The following is a 25483-nucleotide window of genomic DNA, read 5'->3' on the forward strand; positions in this document are numbered from 1 at the left end:
TGGCATACATATGCGAGTCATACATACAAACGAATCGCTTCCACTGTTATGAAAGCGGATTCAAAAATAGGAGGGGTAATAATGTTAGCTATTCTTGGGTTTTTGATGGTTTGTACATTTATGTTTCTGATTATGACAAAACGATTAACGCCGCTTATTGCTTTAATGGTTATTCCAGTATTGTTTGCAATCATAGGGGGATTCACAAGCGGTATTGGAGAAATGGCTTTAAATGGTGTAAAAGAATTAGCACCTACAGGCGTTATGTTAATGTTTGCTATTTTATATTTTGGGATTATGATTGATGCTGGTTTGTTTGATCCAGTTGTAGGAAGAATTTTGAAAATCGTAAAAGGTGATCCACTAAAAATCACAATTGGTACAGCTATTTTAGTTCTTATTATCTCATTAGACGGAGACGGAACAACAACATATATGATTACGCTTTCAGCGATGCTTCCGCTTTATAAAAAGCTAAACATGAAGCCAATGATTTTAGCCTGTATCGCCATTATGGGTAGTGGAGTTATGAACTTAACACCTTGGGGTGGACCTACTGCTCGTGTGATGAGTGCATTGAAGTTAGATGCTTCACAGGTGTTTACACCACTGATTCCAGCCATGATTGGCGGAGCTGTTTGGTTGTTATTCACGGCTTACTATTTCGGGAAAAAAGAGCGCCAGCGCTTAGGTGTTATTGATATTCAAGACGTTACAAATGCTCAAGTAGCTTTTGCAGAAGCAGCAGCCGCTGAAGGAATCGAGTACAAGCGTCCGAAGCTTTTATGGGTAAACTTTGCTTTAACAGCTCTATTATTAGTAGGACTTATCACAGCAGTTATGCCGCTTCAAATTCTATTTATGATTGGATTTGCAATCGCTATCATGATTAACTATCCAAATTTAGAAGTTCAAAAAGAGCGTATTACTGCACATGCTGGTAATGTACTTGCTGTTGTGTCTCTTGTATTCGCAGCAGGCGTATTCACGGGTATTTTATCAGGTACCAAAATGGTAGATGCAATGGGTAATAGCTTAGTAGGATTAATTCCAGATGCGTTAGGGCCTTACATGTCTGTGATTACTGCCATCACAAGTATGCCATTTACATTCTTTATGTCAAATGATGCTTACTACTATGGGATTTTACCAATTATTGCTCAAGCAGCTTCAGCATACGGTATTGATGCTGCAGAAATTGGCCGTGCTTCATTGATTGGTCAACCTGTTCACTTACTAAGTCCTTTAGTTGCTTCTACGTATCTATTGGTCGGTATGGCAAAAGTCGAGCTTGGTGAATTTCAGCGCTTTACTTTAAAGTGGACGATTGGAACAGCTATGGTGATGCTTTTAGTAGCTATTATTACAGGAGTTATTACGCTGTAAAGATCAGGAAACTAAAAACTTATCAATTCCGCTTTTGGGATTGATAAGTTTTTTTGTCTAAAAAGCTTGTGGAATAAGGAGCGGATATACAAAAAATTTTGATAAAATAAAAGAAGAATAGAACTATAAGGTAAAGGCTAAAGGTGCGATGAAATGAAAAAATGGTTTCAAGTATCGCTGCAAACAAAAATCGTAGGTTTATCCGCAGCATTAATCATAACTGTTATTGTTCTTTTAGCGAGTATTTTCTCTTACATGCAGTTTGTAGAATCTAAAAGGCAAGCCGAGCAGCTGGCTCTTCAAGCAGCCAAATCAATATCATTTATGCCGGAAGTCAAAGCTGCTTTTCAAAAAAAACAGCCGAGTCGATATATTCAGCCGCTTGCCGAGCAAGTGAGGGAGCAAATCGGAGCAGCAAGTATTGTGGTTCAAAACCGTGAGCAAATCATCTATTCTCATTCTAATCAAAAATGGATAGGAAAGAAAAACAAAGAGGCGGTTAACGATAGAGCACTATTATTCGGCGGATATTATACGCTGGACGGAGAGGGAACCACAGGTCCTGCTATTATGGGAAAAGCGCCTATTGTCATCAGTCACGGAAAGTATACGGAAGTCGTGGGAGTGGTGACGGTTGAGTTTTTAAAATCTCATGTTCATGCTCAGCTCATTACGCGTATTCAGCAAATTATCCTATTTTCACTAGCTGTTTTATTGCTTGGTATGATCGGGGGTATTTTTTTAGCTAAAAGTATTAAAAAAGATACTCTTGGTCTTGAACCCCATGAAATCGCTTCTTTGTACCGTGAACGAAATGCAATTTTACTTTCGATAAAAGAAGGAATTATTGCTATTGATCATCAAGGCTTTATTACGATGATGAATACATCAGCTAAAAATATGCTTGGGTTACAGACGGAATATTTACATCATCATATCATTGAAGTATTTCCTTATACGAATATGATTGAAGTGCTAGATACGGGAATAGCCCGAAGCGACCAAGAAATTTTTTTGAATGAAAAAACGTTTATCTTAAACTTAACACCCATTATTGAACATCAGCGAATTGTAGGAGTGGTCGCTAGTTTTCGTGATAAGACAGAATTAAAAAGCTTAATCAATACGATTTCAGAAGTACGAAAGTATTCAGAGGATTTACGAGCTCAAACGCATGAGTTTACGAATAAGCTGTATGTTTTGTCGGGTTTGCTGCAGTTAGGGCAGTACAAAGATGCATTGGAGTTTATTCAAAAAGAATCAGCCGTACACCAAACGCAAAATCGTATTCTATTTGATCAGATATTAGATTCCAAAGTTCAAGCAATATTGCTTGGGAAGATTGGAAAAGCATCTGAAAAGAAAATTCATTTTTCGGTTGATTCGGAGAGTACACTCGATACGCTCCCAGAACATATTGAAATTTCTCATCTCATTATCATTATTGGGAACTTAATTGATAATGCATTTGAAGCCGTGAGTCAGCGGTCTAAAAAAGAAGTGTCGTTTTTTATTACCGATATTGGTCATGATTTAATTATTGAAGTGATGGATAACGGACCCGGTATATCAGAAGAAGTACTAAATCAAATTTTCACAAAAGGGTTTTCAACCAAAGGTACAGACAGAGGGTACGGACTGGCAAATATAAAGAAAATGGTAGATGAACTTGGAGGATCTATTGAAGTGTATAATCAGCCAGAAGGAGGAGCCATTTTTTCAGTTTACCTTCCAAAAAACTGAATCATGAGAAGTAAGGGGAGAGTCGAAATGTTACGAGTCGCAATTGCAGAAGACGATTTTCGAATTGCTCAAGTTCAAGAGCGATTTTTATTAGAAGTAGATGGTGTAGAAGTCGTAGGCAAAGCGTTGAATGCAAAAGAGACGCTTGAAATGCTAAAGGAGAAGAAAGTTGATTTACTTCTTTTAGACATCTATATGCCAGATGAAATGGGAACAGATTTACTCCCAAAAATCAGAGCCCAGTTTCCACAAGTTGACGTTATCGTGGTAACGGCTGCAACAGAAAAAAACATTGTAGAAATCTGTTTGAGAAACGGCGTCGTTAATTATTTGATTAAGCCGGTTATGATGGAATCCTTCATTAATGCTATTAAACAGTATCAAGAGAAAAAGGAACTGTTTAGTACGCATGAAGAAGTTGATCAATCATTTATTGATGCGTACTTTGGACATGTCAGAACAAAGCCAAAAGCGGATAAATCTCTTCCTTCAGGTATTGATGGTATCACATTACAAAAGTCAAAAGACATTTTGAAAAGCATCAAAGGAATTACGATCGAAGAGATGGGGCAACACATGGGAGTATCTAGAACGACAGCTAGACGATATTTAGAGTATCTAGTATCAGCCGGTGAATGTCACGTTGAATATGATTATGGGATTATTGGAAGACCGGAGCGCAAGTACTATTTAGCGTAGCATTAGCCTTGAAGGATGGTATATATGATCAAAAAGCTCATGATAGTGTTTATAAGTGCATTGCTTGTTAGCTGTTCTACTCCCTCTAAAAAAGACCGCATTAGTATGGAAAAAATTGAAATTGTGGCAGCCGGTGCAAAAGGCGGAGGAGCAGATGCAACAGTAAGAGCCATTCAACAAGTGCTAACGGAAAAGAAGATTGTGAAGGTACCCGTTTCTGTTAGTAATAAAATAGGTGGGCAAGGTGAAGAAGGATGGAAATATATTAAACAGAGAAAAGAAGGAAATATTGTTTCCGGGAATTCCAGTTTGCTGATTACAAATAATTTGCTAGGGCAAAGTCAATTAACCTATAAAGACTTTACTCCGCTCGCTATTTTAACATCCGAATGGGAGGTCATCGTAGTTCCTGTTAACTCTCCTATATACAATTTAAAACAGCTCATACGCACGTTAAATCAAAGTGAATCCAGTATGAAAGTGGGAATATCACCTCGATTAGGAAACGACGATCATTTATCGTTCATGCAGCTAAATAAAAAAGCAGGCGTAGACTCTTCCAAGCTTGAGTTCTTCGTTTATAACAGCAGTCATAAAGTAATTGATGCGCTCGTTCATCATCAGCTAGATGTAGCACCCATGTCATTATCAGAAGTAAAAAAGCAGTATGAACAAGGGCAGGTAAGGATACTCGCCGTTTCTTCTCCTAAAAGGCTAGAAGAGCTAAAAGAGATACCGACGTGGAAAGAAGCGGGAATTGACGTAACGTTTAGCCATTGGAGAGGTCTAATGGGACCGCCTAATATGACCAAAGAACAGGTAGCATATTGGAATAAGGCCGTGTATGAAATGGTTCATACAAAAGAATGGGAACAGCTTCTTAAAGATAATGATTTAACCTCTTTTTATAAAAATAGCAGCGGTGCTAAAGTCTTTCTTGAGCAGCAAAGCAAGCTGTATTCTGACTTAATGGGCGGAGCAAATGATGAATAGATATGATAAAGAAAAGGTTGAGATATAACGAAATGAATCTAATCTAAAGACGAACAAATGGGATATATGAGCGGAACTGCTTAAGACACCGCAGTTGATTTCCGTACAAGACTTCGCTTTCCGCGGGCGGCCGGTAAGCCTCCTCGTCGCCTACGCTCCTGTGGGGTCTCACCTGTTCCGCTTTTCCCGCAGGAGTCTTCGTCTTGTCCTCCAATCAACTGCTAGAAGAAACGAAACAAATGAAACCTTTGTTCACCACAATAAAAAAACGAACCACGAATCAAACATTCTGATCAATGGTTCGTTTTTCGTGTCGGCTAAACTATTTTTGTCTCAACCTTTTTCTGTCAGTGTACATCTTTTAAATCCAAGTTTTGAATGAACTCAATAAAAGCTTTTACAATGTTAATTTTTAAGGAGTCCTCATGATAAAACATCCATGTGCTGCGCGTTAAAGGTACTTGATCTTTAGTTTTTAACGTGTATCTGTAAATCTCTGCAGCGTCGTCAAGCAGCATACTCGGCAAAATCGCATAGCCCAGTCCGTTTACAACCATCTTTTTACATGTTTCTGCTTTATCTACTTCAATGCTGACAAGGGGAGGCTGAGAGTAATTTTCAGCCCACCAGTTATCAACGGATGTTTTTAAAAAACGATCTTGATGATAATCAATTCGAGGTAGATTGGGAAGATTGTTTATGTCGACAGGCTGTGCAGACGCAATGCAAATTGTTTCTTTAAAAAGCAGCTCTTTTTGATCTTGCCAGTTATAATCACCTTTTACAAACGCAATATGAACATCGTGCTTATAAAGCAGATGAGCCATGTCGCTGCTCCATCCGGTTGTGACTTTGAATTCAACATCAGGAAATCGCTCTTTAAATAAACGCAATAGCCCAGGGAGCTTGTAGTCAGTGAAAAAGTTAGACACGCCTAGACGTAAAGTTCCGGTTAATTGATCATCCATGTTTAACACATTTTCTTTTATTTTTTGAACCGTAAGCAGCATTTCTTCTGCGCACTTCACTAAATATTCTCCCTGCGGTGTAAACTGAACTCCGCGGCGCCCTCTATTTACAATCTGAACATGAAATTCCTTCTCCATCTGCTGCAGTCTATGCGTAAGCGCAGGCTGAGATATAAATAGCTCCTTGGCTGCTTTTGTAATATTTTTCTCACGGTACAATACTTGTAGAATAAGCCAATCTCGATCGTCCATACTATCCCTCCAGGAATAAAAAAAATGAATGGTTTATAATAAAATTTCGATATTTTAATTATTTCTAAAATTATACTATAGTTAAGAAGAGAAATGTTCGGTGTAAGAAAGAAAAGCCTTGTAGAAGGAAGGAAGTAGGTATGAACGCAAGAGTTGTTTTTTTACAATCTATATTTTTTATTCTATTAACAAGCGTGGGAGGATTTCTTTTATCGTTAACAGGCTTATCCATTGGCTGGATGCTCGGGACTCTCATTTTAGCTGCTATTCTAGCTTTTCGAAAGCCGCGTTTTTTATCTCAAACAAGCAAAAAAGGCATTCCAAAATATTGGCTGTACGCTGGACAGTGCATTTTAGGGATTGAATTAGGTCAAAAGATTAACTTATCTGTGGTGACTACGTTTCAATCTCACTGGTCCACCATTACGATTATGCTTTTGCTGTCCGTTGTTTTTTCTCTTTTATCCGGTTATTTGCTATGGAAGTTCAGTTCCACAGACTTATTAACAAGCTTTTTCGGTACGACTCCGGGTGGAATGAGCGCCATGCCAGGCATGGCTGAAGAAGTAGGAGCCAATACGGCAGTTGTAAGCATCATTCAAACGATGCGCGTGTTTTTAGTTGTGCTTGCTGTTCCTTTATTTGTAGTCTATTGGGGAAGTAATACAGGACGGCATGCAGTGTCCGTTACCCCGAGTGTTTTTGAGTGGGGATCACTGTTGTGGACAGGCGTTTTAATTGTTACAGCAGTAGTCGGCTATTATATAGGGAAAAAACTAAAATTTCCTGCTCCTTGGTTAGTAGGAGGAATGCTTACTGTTGCAATTGTTCAAACAGCTGCTTCATCGTACGTGGGGTATAATCTTCAAGCATACTGGCCTCATTCTGTGATGATTTTATCGCAAATTTTTATTGCTTCAAGCATTGGTTCTCGCTTTCATAAGGAAATGTTCATTGGAGTAAAAAAAATTATGGTTGTGGCGCTTATTAATACAATTGGTTTAATCGCCGCCATGTTTGTATGTGCACTATTCGTTTCCAAAATAACTGGAATTGAGCTTATCACGTCTATTTTAGCGTTTGCTCCTGGAGGCATTGCAGAAATGGCGACTACATCCATTGTACTGCAGGCTGATTCGACGTTAGTAGTAGCGGTCCAAGTGCTTCGTATTTTAACAATTTGGCTGCTTCTGCCTCCGCTGTTTCGCATGTTTCATCAGTGGGGAGAAAGAAAAAGAATACATTCACACGTTTCATAATAAATATGTGAATGCACTAGGTAGAGTAAGAGAGAGTTTTAAAGAGGGAAATGGGGGGAGAATAGATGAGTAATAAAGAAATGGTGGTCAGTCAGTTCGGGGGGAATGCCGGAAAGTATGTCAAAAGTAAAGGTCATGCAAAAGGCAAAGATTTAGCGGTTTTAGCGGAAATTGCTGAAGAAAATAGAGGAGGAAAGCTGCTTGATGTAGCGACAGGAGGAGGACACGTGGCAAATAAGCTAGCACCTGTCTTTCAAGAAGTAACGGCTTTTGACTTAACTCCTCAAATGTTGCAAAGTGCTGAAGGCTTCATTAAAGAAAATGGTCATGAAAATGTATCGTTTGTTCAAGGAGATGCTGAGGATATGCCATTTCAAGATGACAAGTTTGATACGGTAGCGTGCAGAATTGCACCGCACCATTTTCCTAATATTAAACAGTTCATCAAAGAGGTATACCGAGTGTTAAAGCCAGGAGGACAGTTCTTGCTCATTGATAATGTAGCACCGGAAGTGAATGCTTATGACGAGTTTTATAATCGAGTTGAAAAGACAAGAGATCCAAGCCATTATCGTGCTTATAAAAAAACAGAGTGGCTTTCTATGCTTGAAATGCAAGGATTCCGTACAGAAGTGCTGACAACTTTTCCAAAGCGCTTTTTATTTGATGACTGGTGTGCGATGATGAATGTTCCCCAAGAGACAAAGCGTGAGCTTACTCAATATATGCTGAATGTACCAAGCGGATTTAAAAAGTTTTTCGAAATCAAAACGAATCAACAGGGAATTGAATCGTTTCAAGGAGAAGCAATCTTTGTAGCGTGCTACAAACATAAATAAAAAGAAGCCAACTCCGGTGAGTTGGCTTCTTTTTTTACTTATGCTCGTTGGTTTGAACGATTTCCAAAATATTGGGTAATACGGTCTAAAATAATTGCTAAAATAACGATTGAAATTCCAGCTTCAAAGCCCGTGCCGACTTCAAGTCGAGAAACTGCACGATATACTTCTGCACCAAGTCCCGGAGCACCTACAAGAGAGGCAATAACGACCATTGAAAGAGATAGCATGATGCTTTGGTTAATTCCTGCCATAATTGTTTTTGTAGCTAATGGAAGCTGTACTTTAAATAATTTTTGTTTTGTTGTTGAACCGTAGGCATTTGCTGCTTCTACTAAGTCAGCGGGTACTTCACGAATACCTAGGTTCGTTAAGCGAATCGTTGGAGGCATTGCAAAGATAACAGATGAGATAACACCTGGCACCACACCAATTCCAAAGAAGAAAAGTGCTGGAATCAAATACACAAATGCCGGCATCGTTTGCATAAAGTCTAAGATTGGCGTAATAATCCGAGCTGTCTTTTCGCTTTGAGATGCCCAAATGCCTAGCGGGATTCCTACTATAATTGAAATTAATACGCTTGTTAAAACGAGGGCTAGTGTGTCCATTGTTTCTTGCCAGTAGCCAAGATTAAGAATAAATAATAGACCAATCATCGATAAAATAGTAAATGACCATTTTTTACTTGAAAACCAAGCAATGATTCCGACAATTAAGATTAAAATTAATGCTGGTGGAAAGGTTAGCACTAGTACAATAAAACTTACAATACCATCGACAATAGCTGAAATAACATCAAAAAACCCTTTGATATTATCATTTAAAAACGTGACAAAATGGTCAATCCAATTGCCAACGGGAATTTTAGGAATACTATTCATTTACGTTCACCTCATTACTATCAGTACCGGCAAGTGCTTCAATCACTCGCTCTTTTTTAATGATGCCGCGCAGACGATGGTTTTCATCTACAACCGGTAGCGGGAAACGGCTGATAACCATTTTGTCGTACAAGTTTTCTAGTAGCGTATCTGTCGTAACAGTCGGAATATCCGTATCTAATACGTCTGCTGTCAGTTTATCTTGTTTAATGGCGCGGCTGATATCATCTGCCGTTACAACTCCTAGAAGAGTTTTTTTCTTGTCTACGACGTAGATGCTTGAGTAACCAGCTTCTTGCATAATTTTAAGAGCCACGCGCGGACCACGGTCTACGGTAATGGATTCGGCACGATTCATCACGCTTTCAGCTGTGTATACTTTAGCTACATTAACGTCTTCGACAAAGCGCTCTACATAATCATTGGCAGGGTTTGTCATAATTTCTTCAGGTGTTCCTACTTGAACAACACTGCCGTCTTTCATTAAAACGATGCGATCTCCGATTCGAAGAGCTTCATCAAGATCATGGGTAATAAAAATGATTGTTCGCTCCATTTTTTCTTGAAGCTCCAGCAAAAAATCTTGCATGTCTTTACGAATAAGCGGATCTAGTGCACTGAATGCCTCATCCATTAATAAAATGTCAGGGTCATTGGCAAGTGCTCGAGCTAGTCCGACGCGCTGCTGCATACCGCCGCTCAGTTCACCGGGATATTGATTTTCGTATCCTTTTAAACCTACTAATTCAAGCGCTTCTTTTGCTTTCTTTTCGCGTTCGGCTTTTGGTGTACCTTGAACTTCTAATCCGTATTCTGTGTTATCAAGAACCGTACGGTGAGGGAATAAAGCAAAGTTTTGGAAAACCATGCTCATTTTTTTTCGGCGCATGTCGCGAAGTTCCTCTTTGTTCATTTTTACTACATCGTCACCGTCTAAAATAAGAGATCCAGATGTTGGTTCAACAAGGCGGTTAAACATGCGAACTAAAGTGGATTTACCGCTTCCAGACAGGCCCATAATGACGAAGATTTCACCGGATTTGATTTCGAAGTTTGCTTGATTAACTCCAATTGTCATTCCTGTTTCTTCTAGAATTTCTTTTTTTGTTTTTCCTTTTTGAAGTAAATCAATCGCTTTTGACGGATTCTTACCAAACACTTTGGTTATATTTTGTACTTTTAATTTTACGTGTTCCATATGTCCACCTCAATTGTTGTTTTCTTTTACGTTCATTACTTTTTCGTCCAACTATCGATTAACTTTTTATGTTTTTTTACCCATTTCTGTGCTGCTTCTTCAGGGTTTGAAGATTTTTCAACTTGTGACAGAAGAGGACTGATTAATTTATCGTTCATCTGTGCATTATTCATCCATTTTATGACTTGAGGATTTGTCTTTTTAAATTCCTTGCTTGTCATTGTGTAAATGTTGTCAGGGTCTCCAAACGAGTTTTTAGGATCTTCTAAATATTTGATGTCAAAGTCTGCAAAAGCCCAGTGAGGATTCCACATAGTAACAACAATTGGTTTTTTTGCCTCATAGGCTTTGCGCAGTTCACTGAGCATAGCGGCCTCAGACGATTTTACAAGCGTATAGCTTTTAAGGTTATAATCTTTTAACGCTTGTTCGGCTAATCCGTTAATGCTGGAGCCTGGGTCAATTCCAATAACTTTGTTATCGACATCAGAAGCAACCTTAGCAAGGTCTTCTGTTGTGTTCACGTCTTTCATATAGGCGGGAACCGCAAATCCTAAGCGCGCATTTTTAAGCCAAGGGTCTTCAATGTTTACTTGATCTTTATACTTTTTGTAAAAAGGCGCATCTGTTGTAGGAAGCCATGGTGCAAACGAAATGTCAATGTCGTTATTAGCTGTTCCTACCCAAACACCGGCTTTCTCTAAGAAAACAGTTCTAACCTTATAACCTCGATCTTCTAAAATCTGTTTCCATACGTACGTGTAGGCAATGTTTTCAGTATAGTTATTCATGCCGATGGTAATGGTTTTTTTATCTTTAAAGGCGCCATTACCGTTGCCGCAAGCTGAAGTAATAACTAGAAGAAAACAAATCATGCTGATTAAAAATAGTTTCTTCATGCAATGTAACTCCTTTATAAAGTTTTAAATCAATATGACTGATATGTAGAACGGATGCTAAACACAACGAAGTGTATACCCGGTTTTTTTAGGTGGTAAACATAAAAAATATAAAATGTGAAATAGAGTGGGTGATTTTTCGGCGTTATAAAGTTATTTTTAGCTAAAAATGTACATCGTAGTTAAGAGAAAATATGGGAAATAAATGGATAAAATAAGTGACTGTAGAATCAGTCTTACATGTTATCACTCTTTTTTTTACTCCGTCAACTTCAAGTCAAGAGTAATTCGGCAATTGAGCCGTATAAACCGATACGAAAAAATATCTTTTTAATAAAGTTATTTTTCAGGAAGAATAGGTGATTAAAGAGCTTTGCATCAGCTTTTACCTTGAATTGTAAAAGGAAGAAAGATAACAGTGAGACATATAAGAAACGTGAGAGGAAATTGATAAAATAAAAAAATATTTTTGAAGCCAGCATACGGATAAATTTTTGATTGAATTTAAAGATTCAGAAAATTTTATCTTGCATAATTTCAACTCCTTATAGTAAAATGAATGAAAGTCATTCATTTTATAGGTGGAGGGAAAAAGTTGGTTACAAGCACAAGTGAAAAATACGATAAGATTTTACAGGCAGCGATTGAAGTCATATCTGAAAAAGGACTTGATAAAACATCAATTTCAGACATTGTAAAGCGTGCAGGCGTAGCACAAGGGACTTTTTATCTTTATTTCAGATCTAAAAATGCTCTTGTTCCGGCTATTGCAGAAAACTTACTTTCTTTGTCACTTGAAAAAATCAAAGAACGAGCTAAAACAGCAACGGATTTTTTAAGTACATTAGAGGTAATGATTGACGAAACGTATAAAACAACAGATGAATATAGGGATGTTCTTGTTTTATGCTATTCAGGGCTCGCTTTTGACTATTCATTAGAAACATGGGAAGCTATTTATTTACCTTATTACAACTGGTTTGAAGAGGTATTAAATCAGGCTGTTAGAAAGGAAGAAGTCATCAAGCAGCTTAACGTTAAATGGACAGCTAAGACGATGATTAATTTGATTGAAAATGCTGCTGAACTTTTTTATATCGGGCGAGAGCAAGATGTCACACTTGAGCAATCAAAGGAAGAACTTTTTCAATTCTTAAAGCGTTCTCTTGTGCCATCCGTGTAATATTAGCACTGCTGATATTACATCTACTAAAATGACTGACATTCATTCAAAATATACAATTAATTATCAGAATTATAAGTTTTTTAAGGTTTAAAATGACTGACAATCAGTCGTTATTTGATAAGGAGGTATTTTATGGATCGTACAGCCGTTAAAACTTTAACCTTGAATATGTACATAAACGGAGAGTGGAGAAAAGCAGAGAAGCAGCGCTCTACTGTTAATCCAGCGACAGGTGAAGTGATTGGATATGCTGCAGAAGGCAGCGCAGAAGATATGAAAGCAGCAATTGAAGCAGCACGAGAAGCCTTTGACAACGGAATTTGGTCTGAGACTTCTGCATCTGACAGAGCAGCCATCTTATTCAAGATTGCCGATAAGCTTGAGGAAGCGAAAGAAGAACTAGCAGCATTAGAAACAATGGATAACGGAAAGCCCTATCGTGAAGCTGAGGCTGATGTGGAAGATGCAGCTGCTTGTTTTAGGTATTACGCTGGGTTAATTACAAAGCCAGACGGTCAAACGTACAGCGTTCCTGCACCTATGCAAGCCATGGTTATAAAAGAACCAATCGGCGTGTGCGGATTGATTGTACCTTGGAATTATCCGCTATTAATGAGCGTGTGGAAAATTGCACCTGCTTTAGCTGCAGGAAATACGATTGTATTTAAACCTTCTGAAGTGACACCAGTTACTCCTACAAAACTTTTTGAGATCTTAGAAAGCGTAGGATTGCCAAAAGGAGTGGCAAACCTTGTTACGGGAGCAGGAGATACTGTGGGAAATACGCTTATTCAAGATAAGCGTGTTGATAAGATTTCTTTTACAGGCGGAACGGTAACTGGAAAACACATTATGCGTCAAGCAGCAGAAAATGTAACGAAGGTATCTTTAGAACTTGGAGGAAAGTCACCGAACATTGTATTTGCTGACGCTGATTTTGAAACAGCTGTAGATTATGCCTTGTTTGGAATTTTTGCAGGGAGCGGCCAAATTTGCGCTGCAGGTTCTCGTATTTTAGTAGAAGAAAGCATTGCTGAGCGATTTATCGAACGTTTTGCAGAACGTGCTCAAAAAATTAAAGTAGGAAATGGAATGGACCAAGAGATTGAAATGGGTCCTCTTGTAAGTGAAGAACATATGAAAAAAGTATTAAAGTACATCGAAATTGGAAAGCAAGAAGGCGCCCGCCTTGTATGTGGAGGCAATCGAATCACCAGCAGTGGATTGGAAAAAGGATTCTTTGTAGAACCTACGGTTTTTAGTAGCGTTACGTCAAATATGAAAATTGTGCAAGATGAAATCTTTGGGCCCGTGGTTGTTATTCAAACGTTTAAAGATGAAAAAGAAGCTATTAAGCTTGCAAATGATACGGAATATGGTTTGGCAGGCAGCGTGTTTACAACTGACGGTGCAAAAGCTCTTCGGGTGATTAAAAAGCTGCGTGCGGGCATCACTTGGGTAAACACGTATCATTTTACGTTTAACGAAGCACCTTGGGGCGGATATAAGCAGAGCGGAATTGGCCGAGGACTGGGCACGTTTGGATTGGAAGAATTTCAAGAAGTAAAACAAATTAATATTAATTTACAAGTAGAGCCAATCGGCTGGTTTAAAAATTAAAAAGTAGAGAAGGAGCGATATTAAAATGAATACAGTGACGAAAAATCAAGAGGTAAACAAAGCATATGGTGAAGTAAACGAATACATCAAAAAAGTACTGGGACTTATTGAAAAAAGCGAAGTGTCAGCTGAAGAAGCACAGTGGATTACGAAAGAAACAGTAGACGGATTTCGCGAGCATGTCAACCCAGGCTTTTTAGAATATCGTAAAACAGTAACGGTGGATACGCAGTTTGCAGCTGTTGAATGGTCAGATGAAGGTTCTTGTTTTACGGATGTAAACGGTAAAAAATACATTGATTGTTTGGGCGGGTTTGGAATTTATAACGTGGGACACCGTCATCCTAAAGTAGTCAAAGCTGTTCAAGATCAGCTTCAGCGTCAAGCCCTTCATAGCCAAGACTTATTAGATCCACTTCGTGCGATGCTTGCTAAAATTTTAGCAGATATTACACCGGGGGATTTGAAGTATTCCTTTTTCACAAACAGCGGAACAGAAAGTGTAGAAGCCGCTTTAAAACTAGCGAAAATGTATAGTGATCGAACAACGTTTATTTCCACAACACGTTCTTTTCATGGAAAAAGTCTAGGTTCTTTATCAGGTACGGCAAAAGGAATGTTCCGTAAACCATTTCTGCCGTTAATTCCAGGTTTCCGTCATGTACCGTTTGGTGATATTGACATGATGCGCAAAACATTTGAAACGTGCGCGCTTGTAGGGGAAGATGTGGCAGCTGTTTTATTAGAACCAATTCAAGGAGAAGGGGGCATTATTCTTCCTCCTGAAAATTATTTAAAAGAAGTGCGTGCACTATGTGATGAGTACGACGCTATCTTAATTTTTGATGAAGTTCAAACAGGCATGGGACGTACCGGTGAAATGTTTGCATCAGAATTATACGATGTTGTACCCGATATTTTATGTCTTGCTAAAGCGTTTGGAGGAGGAGTTATGCCTGCTGGCGCGGTTGTAGCAAAAGAAAAAGTGTTTTCAAGCTTCTTTGATAATCCGTTTATGCACACAACAACGTTTGGAGGCAACCCGCTTGCCTGCACAGCGGCTATTGCAACTATTAACGTGTTGATTGAAGAACAGCTGCCAAACCGTGCAAAAGAGCTAGGAGAATATTTCCTTGCTGGTTTAAAGAAAGCTGCTGAAAACCATGGAGATAAAGTACTTGAAATCAGAGGGCAAGGCTTAATGATTGGAATTGAGTTCCACCAAGATGAAATTGGCTACGCGCTTTCTAAGGGAATGTTTGATGAAGGAATTCTAGTAGCTGGGACGCTTGTAAACTCTAAAACAATTCGTATTGAGCCACCGTTGACTATTGCAGCTGAAGAAGTAGATCAAGTCATTTCTACATTTGAAAAAGTATTAAATGAGCTGAACCACCAATAAATGTAACAAGGAGCAATGAATATGAGTCGTCAAACGTTTCTTATTCCTGTATTGCTTTCAATGATTTTAGTAGTGGAAATGCCTAGCGACTAACTGAAATCATTGAAACGGAGGAGTAAATTATGAAATATCCATTGTCCCCAGATGTCAAACCAGAGTTTTGTACAACGGGCTCATTTATGAGGCTGCCAGCGGAAAGAGAAAATGCAAAAGTAGGGCTAGTAGGAATGCCGTTTGATACGGCAGCATCTTTCAGAGTAGGTGCACGCTTTGCACCTCAAGCCATTCGTCAAGCTTCCATGACGCTGTTTCCTTATCACCCGGTACACGACGTATACCCATTTGATGATACAAATGCCATTGATATTGGTGATGTGCCGGTTATTCCGCACAATATTCACAGAAGCTATGAATTGATGGAAGAAGCGGTAGGAGCTCTTATGGATAGAGGAATCGTTCCAATTGGAATCGGAGGAGATCATTCTGTTACTTTAGCAAGCCTTCGTGCTTCTGCTAAAAGATATGGCCCAGTGGCTATGATTCATTTTGATTCTCATACAGATACGTGGGATACGTATTATGATGAAAAATATTGGCACGGATCTCCTTTTATACGCGCATATGAAGAAGGGCTAGTAGATCCGAAGAAAGTTTTTCAAATTGGTATTCGCGGAACATTAAATCATCCGGGAGATGTTCAAGAAAGCAAAGATCTCGGTTACCATGTAGTAACGGCAAGAGAGCTTGAACATCAAGGGTTTTCATTGATTTTGGAGCAAATGAAGACAGCGATTGGAGATACCCCGTGCTTTTTAACATTTGATATTGATTTTGTTGACCCTTCGTGTGCACCGGGAACGGGAACGCTTGAAGTAGGCGGATTCAGCAGCAGAGAAACGCTGCAAATGATCCGTTCTCTGACGGGATTTAACTATGTTGGATTCGACTTGGTAGAAGTGCTGCCCGCTTATGATCCAACGCAGATAACCTCTTTGCTTGCAGCTACGATCATTCATGATTTTGCTAGTTTAGTTGCAGTGAAAACGAAAAGAGAGTCATTGGATACGATGATTAAATAACAGTTTGTAAGCAGAAATCCCTCTTATTCAGAGGGTATTTCTGCGTGGATATAGCAGGAGATTAGGAATATATAGCTATTTAAAATAAAGCGCTTTCATAATATGATAAAAGAAAAAGATAGTTTGTTAGCAACCCTTACCAACTTAAAGAAATAAATCATATATTTGCTTATAGTAAATGTAACAACTCTTTATATAAAAATGAATGAAAGTCATTCATTTTTATATAAAGAAATTAAATCATATGCATTTATGGGTTAAATTGTCAGAATGTTCTTAATAAAGTGAAGGGGGAAGATAAATGAAACATGAAACACTAACATTAAAAAGGTCGTTGAAATTATGGCAGATTGTATTAATGGGGATCGGATATATGACTCCGATGGTAGTGTTTGATACGTTTGGGATTGCGTCTGATATGACGAATGGACACGTTCCCACATCTTATATCATAGCCCTTGTCGGGATGCTTCTCACGGCAGTAAGCTACAAAAAGATGATTCAAGTGTTTCCAAATGCAGGCTCAGCCTATACATATACGCAAAAGACAATCAATCCACATTTAGGGTTCCTAGTTGGCTGGTCTGCACTAATGGATTATCTCTTTTTACCGATGGTTAACGCACTTATTTTTCAAATTTATTTATCATCTATTTTTCCTTCGGTACCATCGTGGATTTGGGTTGTCAGTTTCGTCATTATCGTTACGCTGCTAAATTTACGAAGCGTTAATTTTACCGCCAATTTCAATACGTTTCTTGTTGTATTTCAAATGACGATTTTAGTATTGTTTGTTGCTGTTTCAGTCAAAGCGTTGCTAGGCGGAATGGGGGAAGGAACCCTTTTTTCTATGAAGCCTTTTTTTAATCAGAACATGACGTCATCAGGGCTAATAGCGGGAGCGACACTTATGTGTTTTTCCTATTTAGGGTTTGATGCAGTGGCCATGTTATCAGAAGAAACGCCCAATCCTAAAAAAACGATTCCGCGAGCTATTTTTTTAGTTGCGTTAATTGGAGGAGTCATGTTTACCGTGACATCTTATTTTATCCAAGCGGTTTTTCCAACGTTAGAAGGATTCAAGCATCCAGACGCTGCAGCTCCTGAAATTGCTATGTATGTGAGCGGCACGCTGTTTCAAATTGTCTTTTTAGCTGGAGGAATTGCAGGAACATTATCATCAGGCATGTCATCGCATGCAAGCGTTTCACGTTTATTATACGTAATGGGACGGGATCGAATTTTACCTCAGTCATTTTTTGGTTATGTTCATCCTAAGCTGCGCACTCCCTCGCGAAATATTGTATTGGTCGGAGTTGTATCAGCAACTGCCATTTTCTTCAGTCTGGCAACGGCTACTTCATTTATTAATTTTGGAGCACTCATTGCGTTTTCTTTTGTTAATATTTCGGTTATCGCGCACTATGCTGTTCATCAAAAGCAGCACCGGTCGGCTAAGGGATTTTGGTCATACATTGTTATGCCACTATTAGGAGCAGCAGCGATTGGCGTTTTATGGCTCAACTTGGAGCGCAATTCATTTTTACTTGGGATTGGCTGGGCAATTGCTGGTTTAGTTTATTTGGTGTATGCAACGAAAGGTTTTAGAAGGCAGCTGTCTTCCATTGAGTTTAAGGAAACAGAAGAAATGTCACCTTTGATGAAAGTCGGAGAAAAGTAAGGATAGAAACTACCTGTTTAAGCCTATCTTATTAAGGAAGCCACATTTATGGATTACGTATTTTGAACGTGTTACTATGTAAGAACGATAAGATAGAAAAAGGTAGGTAAATTATGATTAAAGCAGTTGTGTTTGATTTTGATGGATTAATTATTGATACAGAATCAGTGTGGTACGAGGTGTACCGCGAAATGTTAGAAGACAGGGGAGTAGATCTACCGATTGCAACGTTTGCTTCTTATGTGGGAACGGATGCTACGGCACTTTACGATTATTTGCTTCAGCAGTTTAACAATGAGTTCACGAAAGAGGAACTGGCTCAAGAATCGTTAAGACGTCATCAAGAAAAAATGAAATCATTAGTAGCCCGAGAAGGTGTAGCAGAGTACTTGGCAGAAGCAAAAGAACTTGGATTAAAAATTGGTTTAGCAAGCAGCTCATATCGCGACTGGGTAACAGCATTTTTAAAAGAGCTAGATTTGCTGCACTATTTTGAAGTCATTCAAACGCGCGATGATGTAGAAAAAGTGAAGCCAGATCCGACTCTTTACCGAAATGCAATTGAAAAGCTAGGAGTAGAACCCTCTGAAGCTTTAGCATTTGAAGATTCTTCTAATGGAGCAAAAGCTGCCATGGCAGCAGGCTTGCGCTGTGTGATTGTACCAAATCCGTTAACTAAACATCTGTCATTCGAAAGATATCACTTACATATCGAATCGATGAAAGAGAAAAGTTTAAAAGAAGTGATTCAGTATCTTTGTATTGAAGACTAAAGCGAAAAGCGGCACATTTTCCAAAAGAAAATGTGCCGCTTTTTTTATTGTTTTACTGCTTCTTCAGTCAAATCAAAAGGATTATCTACAGGGTTATAGACGCCGTCGTAATGTTTTTTAGTTGTTAGAATAATAAGTCAATCACCTTTAAAGAAATCCTAATTCAGTATTAGTAATAGCTTCATTTATGTTTCGTTATAAGGGAAGAAGTTTCATTGACACTCTGGAAGAATATGTTTTAAGATTACTTCCAAACAGTCTTAATTCTTAGTTAATTTATGTATTTAATTAGTTTTGGAGGTTTTTATGGGGAAACATATTTATTTAAATGCGTTTGATATGAATTGTGTTGTACATCAGACACCTGGTTTATGGACGTACCCGAGTGATCAGGCGTCCGAATATAAAACGTTAGATTACTGGGTAGAGTTAGCTAAGCTATTGGAAAAAGGAAAGTTTGACGGTTTGTTTTTAGCTGATGTATTAGGCATTTATGACGTTTATAGGCAAAGTAACGAAGGAGCTCTTAAACAAGCTGCTCAGCTTCCGGTGAATGAACCAACTGCACTTATTTCCGCTATGGCGTATGCTACAAAGCATTTAGGGTTTGGGGTAACGGTATCTACTACTTATGAGAAGCCTTATGCGTTTGCGCGAAAATTTTCGACATTGGATCATTTAACAAATGGCCGTATTGCATGGAATATTGTGACTTCATACCTTGAAAGTGGATCAATCAATCTAGGATTAGAAGAACACTTTACGCATGAAACCCGCTATGATATTGCCGATGAATTTTTAGAAGTCTGCTATAAGTTGTGGGAAGGAAGTTGGGAGGAAGGAGCTGTTGTAAAAGATAAAGAAAAAGGAATTTTTACACTTCCAGACCGGGTTCATCCGATTAATCATAAAGGGAAGTGGTTTAGTGTTCCAGGCGTACATTTATCAGAACCTTCACCGCAGCGGACTCCAGTTTTATTCCAAGCAGGAGCTTCTGCACCAGGAAGAGAATTTGCTGCCAAACACGCTGAATGCATCTTTACAAGTTTTCCTACTAAAAAAGTAGCCGCAGATTACGTGAAAAAAATGCGCGCTCAAATTGCTGCAGAAGGCAGAGACCCACAGAGCGTATTAATTTTCAATTTATTTACACCAATTGTTGGACGAACTGAAAAAGAGGCGGAGGAAAAGCTTGCCCAGTTTGAGAGCTATGTCAATTTCGAAGGAGCAGCCACGCTGTTTAGCGGCTGGACGGGAATTGATGTTTCTGCCTATGAGCCAGAACAGCTCATTGAATTTATTGCAACGAATTCGGTTCGTTCTGCTTTAGAGAAATTTACAATAAGTGATCCCGATAGAAAGTGGACGATAGAAGAAGTAGTGAAATTTGTCAGTATCGGAGGGATGGGCCCAGTTACTGTGGGTAGTCCAGAACAAGTAGCTGATTTTATGGAAGAATGGATAAACGATACGGGCATGGATGGGTTTAATATGGCTTATGTGACCACACCGGGAACGTTTGCTGATTTTATTGATTTAGTGATTCCTGTTTTGCAGGAAAGAGATTTATTCAAAATGGATTACAGTGAAGGAACTTATAGAGAAAAGCTATTTAAAAAATCACATTTCTTGCCTGATGAACACTATGGCGCTCGATATCGAAAGACGAGCCAAAAGGAGAGTTTAACATGACCGCGACCACTGTAAAGGAAGAAATTTATCTTGATCAAGCAAAAAAGCTGTCCGTTTCTTTTGCAAAGGATGCAGCGCAAAGAGATAAAAAAGGCGGAACACCCAAGCAGCAAAAAGATGCTATTCGCCAAAGCGGGCTGTTAAATTTATTAATTCCTCAAAAATATGGCGGAGAAGGCGGGAAATGGTCAACAGCTTTGGCTATTGTTCGAGAGTTGGCCAAAGGCGATGCAGCATTAGGCCACTTATACGGCTATCACTCCTTGTTTGTCTCAGATATTCGAATCAAAGGTACAGAAGAACAGCAGGCTTATTTTTATCCTTTATCTGTTCAGCAGCAAGCTTTTTGGGGAAATGCCTCTAATCCTTTAGTAGAAAGTCTAAAAGGCGATAAGCAATCAAAAGGTTATCTATTAAATGGAACAAAAGCTTTTGGTTCTGGTTCACCTGATTCTCAGTACTTATGGCTATCGTTTAATGATAGAGAAACGGGGCAATATTTAAACGGAGTCGTGCCTACTGCGAGAACAGGCATTACCGTCAAGGATGACTGGAATGCGATGGGACAAAGACAGACGGGAAGTGGAAATGTAGATTTTAAAAATGTACGAATAGAAGAATATGAAGTGGTTCAAGATTTTGTTAAAAATCCTACTCCTTTTTCAACTATTGGAGCCTCGCTGTCGCAAATTATTTTAACGAATGTCTTTATAGGAAGCGCTTTTGGAGCAATTGAAGAAGCACAAAACTACACGGCTTCTAAAACACGGCCTTGGTTAACATCAGGGGTAGAAAAAGCCTCGGATGATCCAGGTATACTGCGAAAATACGGTGAACTTTGGATTCAAGCGAAAGCAGCCAGTGCACTTGCAGATGAAGCAGCTCTCATATTGGATGAAGCGTGGGAAAAAGGCAGAAAATTAACGGAAGAAGAACGTGGAAATCTAGCAGTTCACGTAGCGGCTGCCAATGTTTTCGCTGGTAATGCTGCACTGGATATCACAAGTATGATATTCGAAGTTATGGGAGCGCGTTCGGTTCATGCTGAATACGGATACGACCGATTCTGGCGTAATGTAAGAACTCATACTCTTCATAATCCAGCTGAATACAAGCTTCGAACGGTTGGGAACTGGGTGTTGAATCATCAGTACCCTACACCTAATCCGTATGCTTGATTTAAAAATAGTAAAAAATGAAGCTATCAGACAACTGAGGCTCCTTATTGCAGCTTATTTGTAATAACGGAGTTTTTTTTGTAGCTTTCAAAAGGGGCGAATAGAAGTGGAGTTATTTTGGTTTATTCCAACGTACGGAGATGGACGTTATTTAGGAAGCCATGAAGGAGCCAGGGCTGCAAGCTATTCTTATTGCAAACAAGTTGCACAAGCTGCGGATGAGCTAGGATATAGCGGGGTTTTGCTTCCGACGGGAAAGTCATGCGAGGATGCGTGGATTGCTGCATCTACTTTAGTGCCAGTCACTGAAAATCTGAAGTTTTTAGTGGCGGTACGCCCCGGTTTAATGTCCCCTACACAAGCCGCAAGAATGGCGGCAACATTTGACCGCTTTTCTAAAGGAAGGCTTCTTATTAATGTCGTAGCAGGAGGAGATCCTGTGGAGCTAGAAGGAGACGGGGTGTTTTTGAACCATCACGACCGCTATGAGCTGACAGATGAATTTTTAACGATATGGAGAAGGGTATTAAATGAATCCGATGTTCACTTCGACGGAGACTACTTGAGTGTTAAAGGTGGAGACGTGCTTTATCCGCCGATCCAAAAACCGTATCCTCCGCTTTATTTTGGAGGTTCTTCTCCTGTAGCGATGGACGTTGCCTCAAGGCATATAGACGTCTATTTAACTTGGGGAGAGCCACCTGCGCAAGTAAAAGAAAAAATTGAACGAATGAAAGAAAAAGCTAGGCAGACAGGAAGAGAAATTCGATTTGGCATCAGGCTTCATGTCATTGTTCGTGAAACTGAAGAACAAGCCTGGAAAGCGGCAGATGAACTGATTCAACATGTAGATGAAGAAGCCGTTAAATCAGCCCAAAAAGTATTTTCTCGAATGGATTCAGAAGGTCAAAAACGTATGAGCGCCTTGCATCAAGGCGACCGTTCAAATTTAGAGGTAAGCCCTAATCTATGGGCTGGTGTAGGGTTAGTTCGAGGAGGCGCAGGGACTGCTTTAGTAGGGGATGCTGATACGGTGGCACAGCGAATCAAAGAATATGCTGAGTTAGGTATCGAAACATTTATTTTATCTGGATATCCTCATTTAGAAGAAGCATATCGAACAGCAGAGCTTTTGTTTCCAAGACTTCCAGTTCAGCGTAAGCAAGATGAGAACGAGCGCACATTTATCAGTCCATTTGGTGAAGTGAAAGTGAATGATAAAGCACCCGCTAAAAGGTGAGAAAGGAGGGGGATCATGAACAACACACAAACGGTTGCAGCGTCTCAAGAGAAAATCTTTGAATTGGCTAATCAGTTGGCTAAAGAGTTTTTCAAAACAGCCGCAAAAAGAGATAGAGAAGGTGGAACGCCTCTATATGAGCGTAATCTACTTAGAAAAAGCGGTCTTTTAGCACTCCCCATTCCTAAAGAATACGGAGGTTATGGAGCCGGCTGGCCGATTGTTTTTAAAGTCGTGAATATCATTGCGAAAGCAGATAGTTCACTTGCACACTTGTTGGGGTATCATTATTTGACGGTTTGTTCGACGTTTCTGTTCGGAAGTACTCAGCAGTACAAAACTTTTTACGAAGAAACAGCAGCTCAGCAGCTTTTTTGGGGCAATGCCTTTAATCCTAGAGATTCAGGGTTGAAAGCAGTTCGAGAAAACGGACGATTAATGCTCAGCGGAAGCAAAAGTTTTTGTTCGGGGGCAACGGATTCCGATCGTTTGTTAGTATCGGCTCAAGAAGAAAACGGTGAGGTATTGCTATGTGTACTTCCTACTCATAGAGCAGGAATCGTTACTGAAGATAATTGGGACGGATTTGGGCAGCGTCAAACGGACAGCGGAAGTGTAAAGTTTGAAGGTGTTATCGTTTATGAAGAAGAAATATTGCATAAAGCAGATGGAGAGCAAAAGGTTTTTCCTACGGTACGAACACATTTAGCTCAGCTTATGCTCACTCACTTATTGTACGGTATTGCTCAAGGCGCTTTGGAAGAATCAAAAGCTTATCTGAAGGCTCATACAAAACCGTGGCTAAGTTCAGGTGTTGAAGCAGCGGAGCAAGATCCTTATATTATTCAGGAATACGGTAAAATGAGTTTAAACCTTCATGCTTGTTCAGCACTTATAGAAAAAGCTGTTACAGAATTTGATCGTGCATGGGCAAAAGAAGATGCGCTAACGGAACAGCAGCGTGGCGAGTGTGGAGTCGCCATTGCGATGGCTAAAACGTTTACTGCCAAAACGGCCTTACATATTACTTCCACTATATTTGATGGGATGGGTGCTAGGGCCACGTCTGATCAGTACAAATTTGATCGCTACTGGCGCAACTCACGAACAATTAGCTTACACGATCCTGTTGCTTACAAGCTTCGTGACATAGGTAAATGGTATCTTAGCAGTGAACTGCCGCCGATTACCCCATATTCATAGAAGTCTACTAAAAAAAGAGGTTGGGACAAAAGTATTTTAATTGTAGGAAAATCCGAACGATGAATCGTTCGGATTTTTTATGGTTAAGGTGAACGTAGGTTTCATATGTTGAGTTGCTTCTAGCTGTTGATTGGATGGGTTTCATTATGTAGCAATTTCTTTTTTAATAGAATGGGTATAACTTTTTTAATTAAAAAATAACGAATCAGCTTGTTTAAATAGATAAAACTGATATAATGATAACGATTATCAGTTTCAAGAGTCAATTATCTACATAAAGATACAAGCAGGAGGAATGACATTTGAATAAGAAAAAAATAGGACTGCTGGCTTTTATTACAATGCTGGCAATCGGAATGCTTATCGGCTGCAGCAGTACGAACAAGGAAAATTCAGCCGATGAAAAAAATGAAAAAACAAGAGTGGTTAAACATGAGCTTGGAGAGACAAAAGTAAAAGAAAATCCAAAGCGAGTAGTTGTATTAGAGTTAGGTTTTATTGATGCATTGTTAGATGCTGGTATTAAACCTGTAGGAGTAGCTGATGATGATAAAGCAGAACAGCTTATTGATAAAGATGTACTAAAAGAAATCAAAGGATACAAATCAGTTGGCACGCGAGCACAGCCTAGCTTGGAGTCGATTAAACTGTTGAAGCCAGATTTGATTATCGCTGATTCAGAACGTCATAAAAATGTATATAAAGAATTATCGAAAATTGCGCCAACAATTGAATTAAAAAATTTAAATGCTAATTACGATGATTTACTAAATACGGAGTTAAAAGTAGGAGAAGCGGTTGGCAAGAAGGCAAAAGTTGAAAAAGTTGTAGAAGAGCATAAGCAAAAAATGAAAGATTTAAAAGCAAAAGCGCCAAAAAATCCGGGCAATGTACTTGTTATCGCTGATGCAAATGGTAATATTAATGCTAGAACTTCAAATTTCTTTACAACGGGTGTTCTTGAGCAATTAGGCTTCAAAAATGCATTAACAGATCCTACAAAAGAGTACAGTGTAAAAATGACAATGGAACAGCTCGTAAAAGCAGATCCAGACAAACTCATTGTTATGCGAAATGAAAAAGGTCATACGCCTTTAGCAAAACAGCCATTATGGAAAGAGCTAAAAGCGGTTAAAAATAATCAAGTGTATGAAGTTGATGTATTTAAATGGTCTCTTCGCCGAAGTGTACAAGGTGCAAATGGTATTGCAGATGAAGCAGAAAAGTTATTATTTGAAGGCAAATAATAACGAAGAAAAGAACAATCCAGCGGGGTTGTTTTTTTCTTTTTATTGAACTTTCAAATGGA

General features: G+C 39.0%; 22 protein-coding genes. 17 read left to right on the plus strand and 5 right to left on the minus strand.

Translation table 11 applies throughout. The features are described from left to right. Positions 1 to 81: 81 nt before the first annotated feature. The 4 genes from ACNHOZ_RS13230 to ACNHOZ_RS13245 all read left to right on the plus strand — a co-directional run bounded on the left by ACNHOZ_RS13230 (position 82) and on the right by ACNHOZ_RS13245 (position 4821). Positions 82 to 1386, plus strand: coding sequence for a CitMHS family transporter (locus ACNHOZ_RS13230; RefSeq protein ID WP_028412124.1), 1305 nt, complete (start codon positions 82 to 84; stop codon positions 1384 to 1386). A gap of 153 nt (positions 1387 to 1539) precedes the next feature. Beyond that, entirely contained in the window at positions 1540 to 3129 is a 1590-nt protein-coding gene (locus ACNHOZ_RS13235) for an ATP-binding protein (RefSeq protein WP_028412125.1), read from the plus strand. A gap of 27 nt (positions 3130 to 3156) precedes the next feature. Beyond that, positions 3157 to 3828 (plus strand): response regulator, encoded by a 672-nt coding sequence (locus tag ACNHOZ_RS13240; RefSeq protein WP_047751596.1) that lies wholly within the window; start codon positions 3157 to 3159, stop codon positions 3826 to 3828. A 24-nt stretch (positions 3829 to 3852) separates the two neighbouring features. Next, positions 3853 to 4821 carry a tripartite tricarboxylate transporter substrate binding protein gene (locus ACNHOZ_RS13245; protein ID WP_028412127.1) on the plus strand — a complete coding sequence of 323 codons (969 nt, stop codon included), beginning with the start codon at positions 3853 to 3855 and terminating at the stop codon, positions 4819 to 4821. A gap of 80 nt (positions 4822 to 4901) precedes the next feature. Here ACNHOZ_RS13245 and ACNHOZ_RS13250 read toward each other — a convergent pair whose 3' ends face one another. Together ACNHOZ_RS13250 and ACNHOZ_RS13255 are read right to left on the minus strand one after the other, a co-directional pair. Next, positions 4902 to 5039 (minus strand): hypothetical protein, encoded by a 138-nt coding sequence (locus ACNHOZ_RS13250; protein WP_255906671.1) that lies wholly within the window; start codon positions 5037 to 5039, stop codon positions 4902 to 4904. A 129-nt stretch (positions 5040 to 5168) separates the two neighbouring features. Beyond that, on the minus strand, positions 5169 to 6041 hold the full coding sequence (locus ACNHOZ_RS13255) for a LysR family transcriptional regulator (RefSeq protein WP_028412128.1): 873 nt from the start codon (positions 6039 to 6041) through the stop codon (positions 5169 to 5171). A gap of 140 nt (positions 6042 to 6181) precedes the next feature. Here ACNHOZ_RS13255 and ACNHOZ_RS13260 point away from each other — a divergent pair, with 140 nt between their 5' ends. After that, the gene (locus ACNHOZ_RS13260; RefSeq protein WP_028412129.1) at positions 6182 to 7300 is read left to right on the plus strand and encodes an AbrB family transcriptional regulator; all 1119 of its coding nucleotides are present in this window, start codon (positions 6182 to 6184) and stop codon (positions 7298 to 7300) included. A gap of 65 nt (positions 7301 to 7365) precedes the next feature. Further along, positions 7366 to 8139: a class I SAM-dependent methyltransferase gene (locus ACNHOZ_RS13265; protein WP_048020081.1), complete on the plus strand. Its 774-nt coding sequence runs from the start codon at positions 7366 to 7368 to the stop codon at positions 8137 to 8139. Between the two features lie 38 nt (positions 8140 to 8177). Here the strand turns inward: ACNHOZ_RS13265 and ACNHOZ_RS13270 are convergent, their stop codons facing one another. The 3 genes from ACNHOZ_RS13270 to ACNHOZ_RS13280 are packed head-to-tail and all read right to left on the minus strand — an operon-like array spanning position 8178 to position 11120. Beyond that, positions 8178 to 9023: an ABC transporter permease gene (locus tag ACNHOZ_RS13270; RefSeq protein ID WP_013081885.1), complete on the minus strand. Its 846-nt coding sequence runs from the start codon at positions 9021 to 9023 to the stop codon at positions 8178 to 8180. Beyond that, a complete protein-coding gene (locus ACNHOZ_RS13275; RefSeq protein WP_013081886.1) occupies positions 9016 to 10221 on the minus strand; it encodes a quaternary amine ABC transporter ATP-binding protein in 1206 nt (401 codons plus the stop codon). The genes ACNHOZ_RS13270 and ACNHOZ_RS13275 overlap by 8 nt, the downstream gene beginning before the upstream one ends. Before the next feature lie 35 nt (positions 10222 to 10256). Further along, positions 10257 to 11120, minus strand: coding sequence for a glycine betaine ABC transporter substrate-binding protein (locus ACNHOZ_RS13280; RefSeq protein WP_028412131.1), 864 nt, complete (start codon positions 11118 to 11120; stop codon positions 10257 to 10259). A gap of 595 nt (positions 11121 to 11715) precedes the next feature. On the opposite strand from ACNHOZ_RS13280, the gene ACNHOZ_RS13285 reads away from it, so the two are divergent. From ACNHOZ_RS13285 to ACNHOZ_RS13335, 11 genes are all read left to right on the plus strand, one after another. Further along, positions 11716 to 12303 (plus strand): TetR family transcriptional regulator, encoded by a 588-nt coding sequence (locus ACNHOZ_RS13285; RefSeq protein WP_028412132.1) that lies wholly within the window; start codon positions 11716 to 11718, stop codon positions 12301 to 12303. Between the two features lie 135 nt (positions 12304 to 12438). Beyond that, positions 12439 to 13926 carry an aldehyde dehydrogenase family protein gene (locus ACNHOZ_RS13290; RefSeq protein ID WP_255899352.1) on the plus strand — a complete coding sequence of 496 codons (1488 nt, stop codon included), beginning with the start codon at positions 12439 to 12441 and terminating at the stop codon, positions 13924 to 13926. A gap of 25 nt (positions 13927 to 13951) precedes the next feature. Then, positions 13952 to 15328 (plus strand): putrescine aminotransferase, encoded by a 1377-nt coding sequence (locus ACNHOZ_RS13295; protein WP_447697164.1) that lies wholly within the window; start codon positions 13952 to 13954, stop codon positions 15326 to 15328. 122 nt (positions 15329 to 15450) lie between these two features. Next, on the plus strand, positions 15451 to 16407 hold the full coding sequence (gene speB / locus ACNHOZ_RS13300) for an agmatinase (RefSeq protein WP_168760375.1): 957 nt from the start codon (positions 15451 to 15453) through the stop codon (positions 16405 to 16407). A gap of 301 nt (positions 16408 to 16708) precedes the next feature. Further along, positions 16709 to 18088 carry an APC family permease gene (locus ACNHOZ_RS13305; protein ID WP_168760376.1) on the plus strand — a complete coding sequence of 460 codons (1380 nt, stop codon included), beginning with the start codon at positions 16709 to 16711 and terminating at the stop codon, positions 18086 to 18088. A gap of 113 nt (positions 18089 to 18201) precedes the next feature. After that, positions 18202 to 18861 (plus strand): HAD family hydrolase, encoded by a 660-nt coding sequence (locus ACNHOZ_RS13310; RefSeq protein WP_063248268.1) that lies wholly within the window; start codon positions 18202 to 18204, stop codon positions 18859 to 18861. Positions 18862 to 19167: 306 nt separating this feature from the next. Beyond that, positions 19168 to 20553 carry an LLM class flavin-dependent oxidoreductase gene (locus tag ACNHOZ_RS13315; RefSeq protein ID WP_034269593.1) on the plus strand — a complete coding sequence of 462 codons (1386 nt, stop codon included), beginning with the start codon at positions 19168 to 19170 and terminating at the stop codon, positions 20551 to 20553. Next, entirely contained in the window at positions 20550 to 21731 is a 1182-nt protein-coding gene (locus ACNHOZ_RS13320) for an acyl-CoA dehydrogenase family protein (RefSeq protein WP_447697165.1), read from the plus strand. Before ACNHOZ_RS13315 ends, ACNHOZ_RS13320 begins: the two co-directional genes overlap by 4 nt. A gap of 106 nt (positions 21732 to 21837) precedes the next feature. After that, the gene (ssuD, locus tag ACNHOZ_RS13325; RefSeq protein ID WP_033578143.1) at positions 21838 to 22971 is read left to right on the plus strand and encodes an FMNH2-dependent alkanesulfonate monooxygenase; all 1134 of its coding nucleotides are present in this window, start codon (positions 21838 to 21840) and stop codon (positions 22969 to 22971) included. Between the two features lie 15 nt (positions 22972 to 22986). Beyond that, the gene (locus ACNHOZ_RS13330) at positions 22987 to 24174 is read left to right on the plus strand and encodes an acyl-CoA dehydrogenase family protein (protein ID WP_447697166.1); all 1188 of its coding nucleotides are present in this window, start codon (positions 22987 to 22989) and stop codon (positions 24172 to 24174) included. A 302-nt stretch (positions 24175 to 24476) separates the two neighbouring features. Continuing rightward, a complete protein-coding gene (locus ACNHOZ_RS13335) occupies positions 24477 to 25421 on the plus strand; it encodes an ABC transporter substrate-binding protein (RefSeq protein WP_028412138.1) in 945 nt (314 codons plus the stop codon). Positions 25422 to 25483 lie beyond the last annotated feature (62 nt).

It is taken from the genome of Priestia sp. D51, assembly GCF_053345675.1.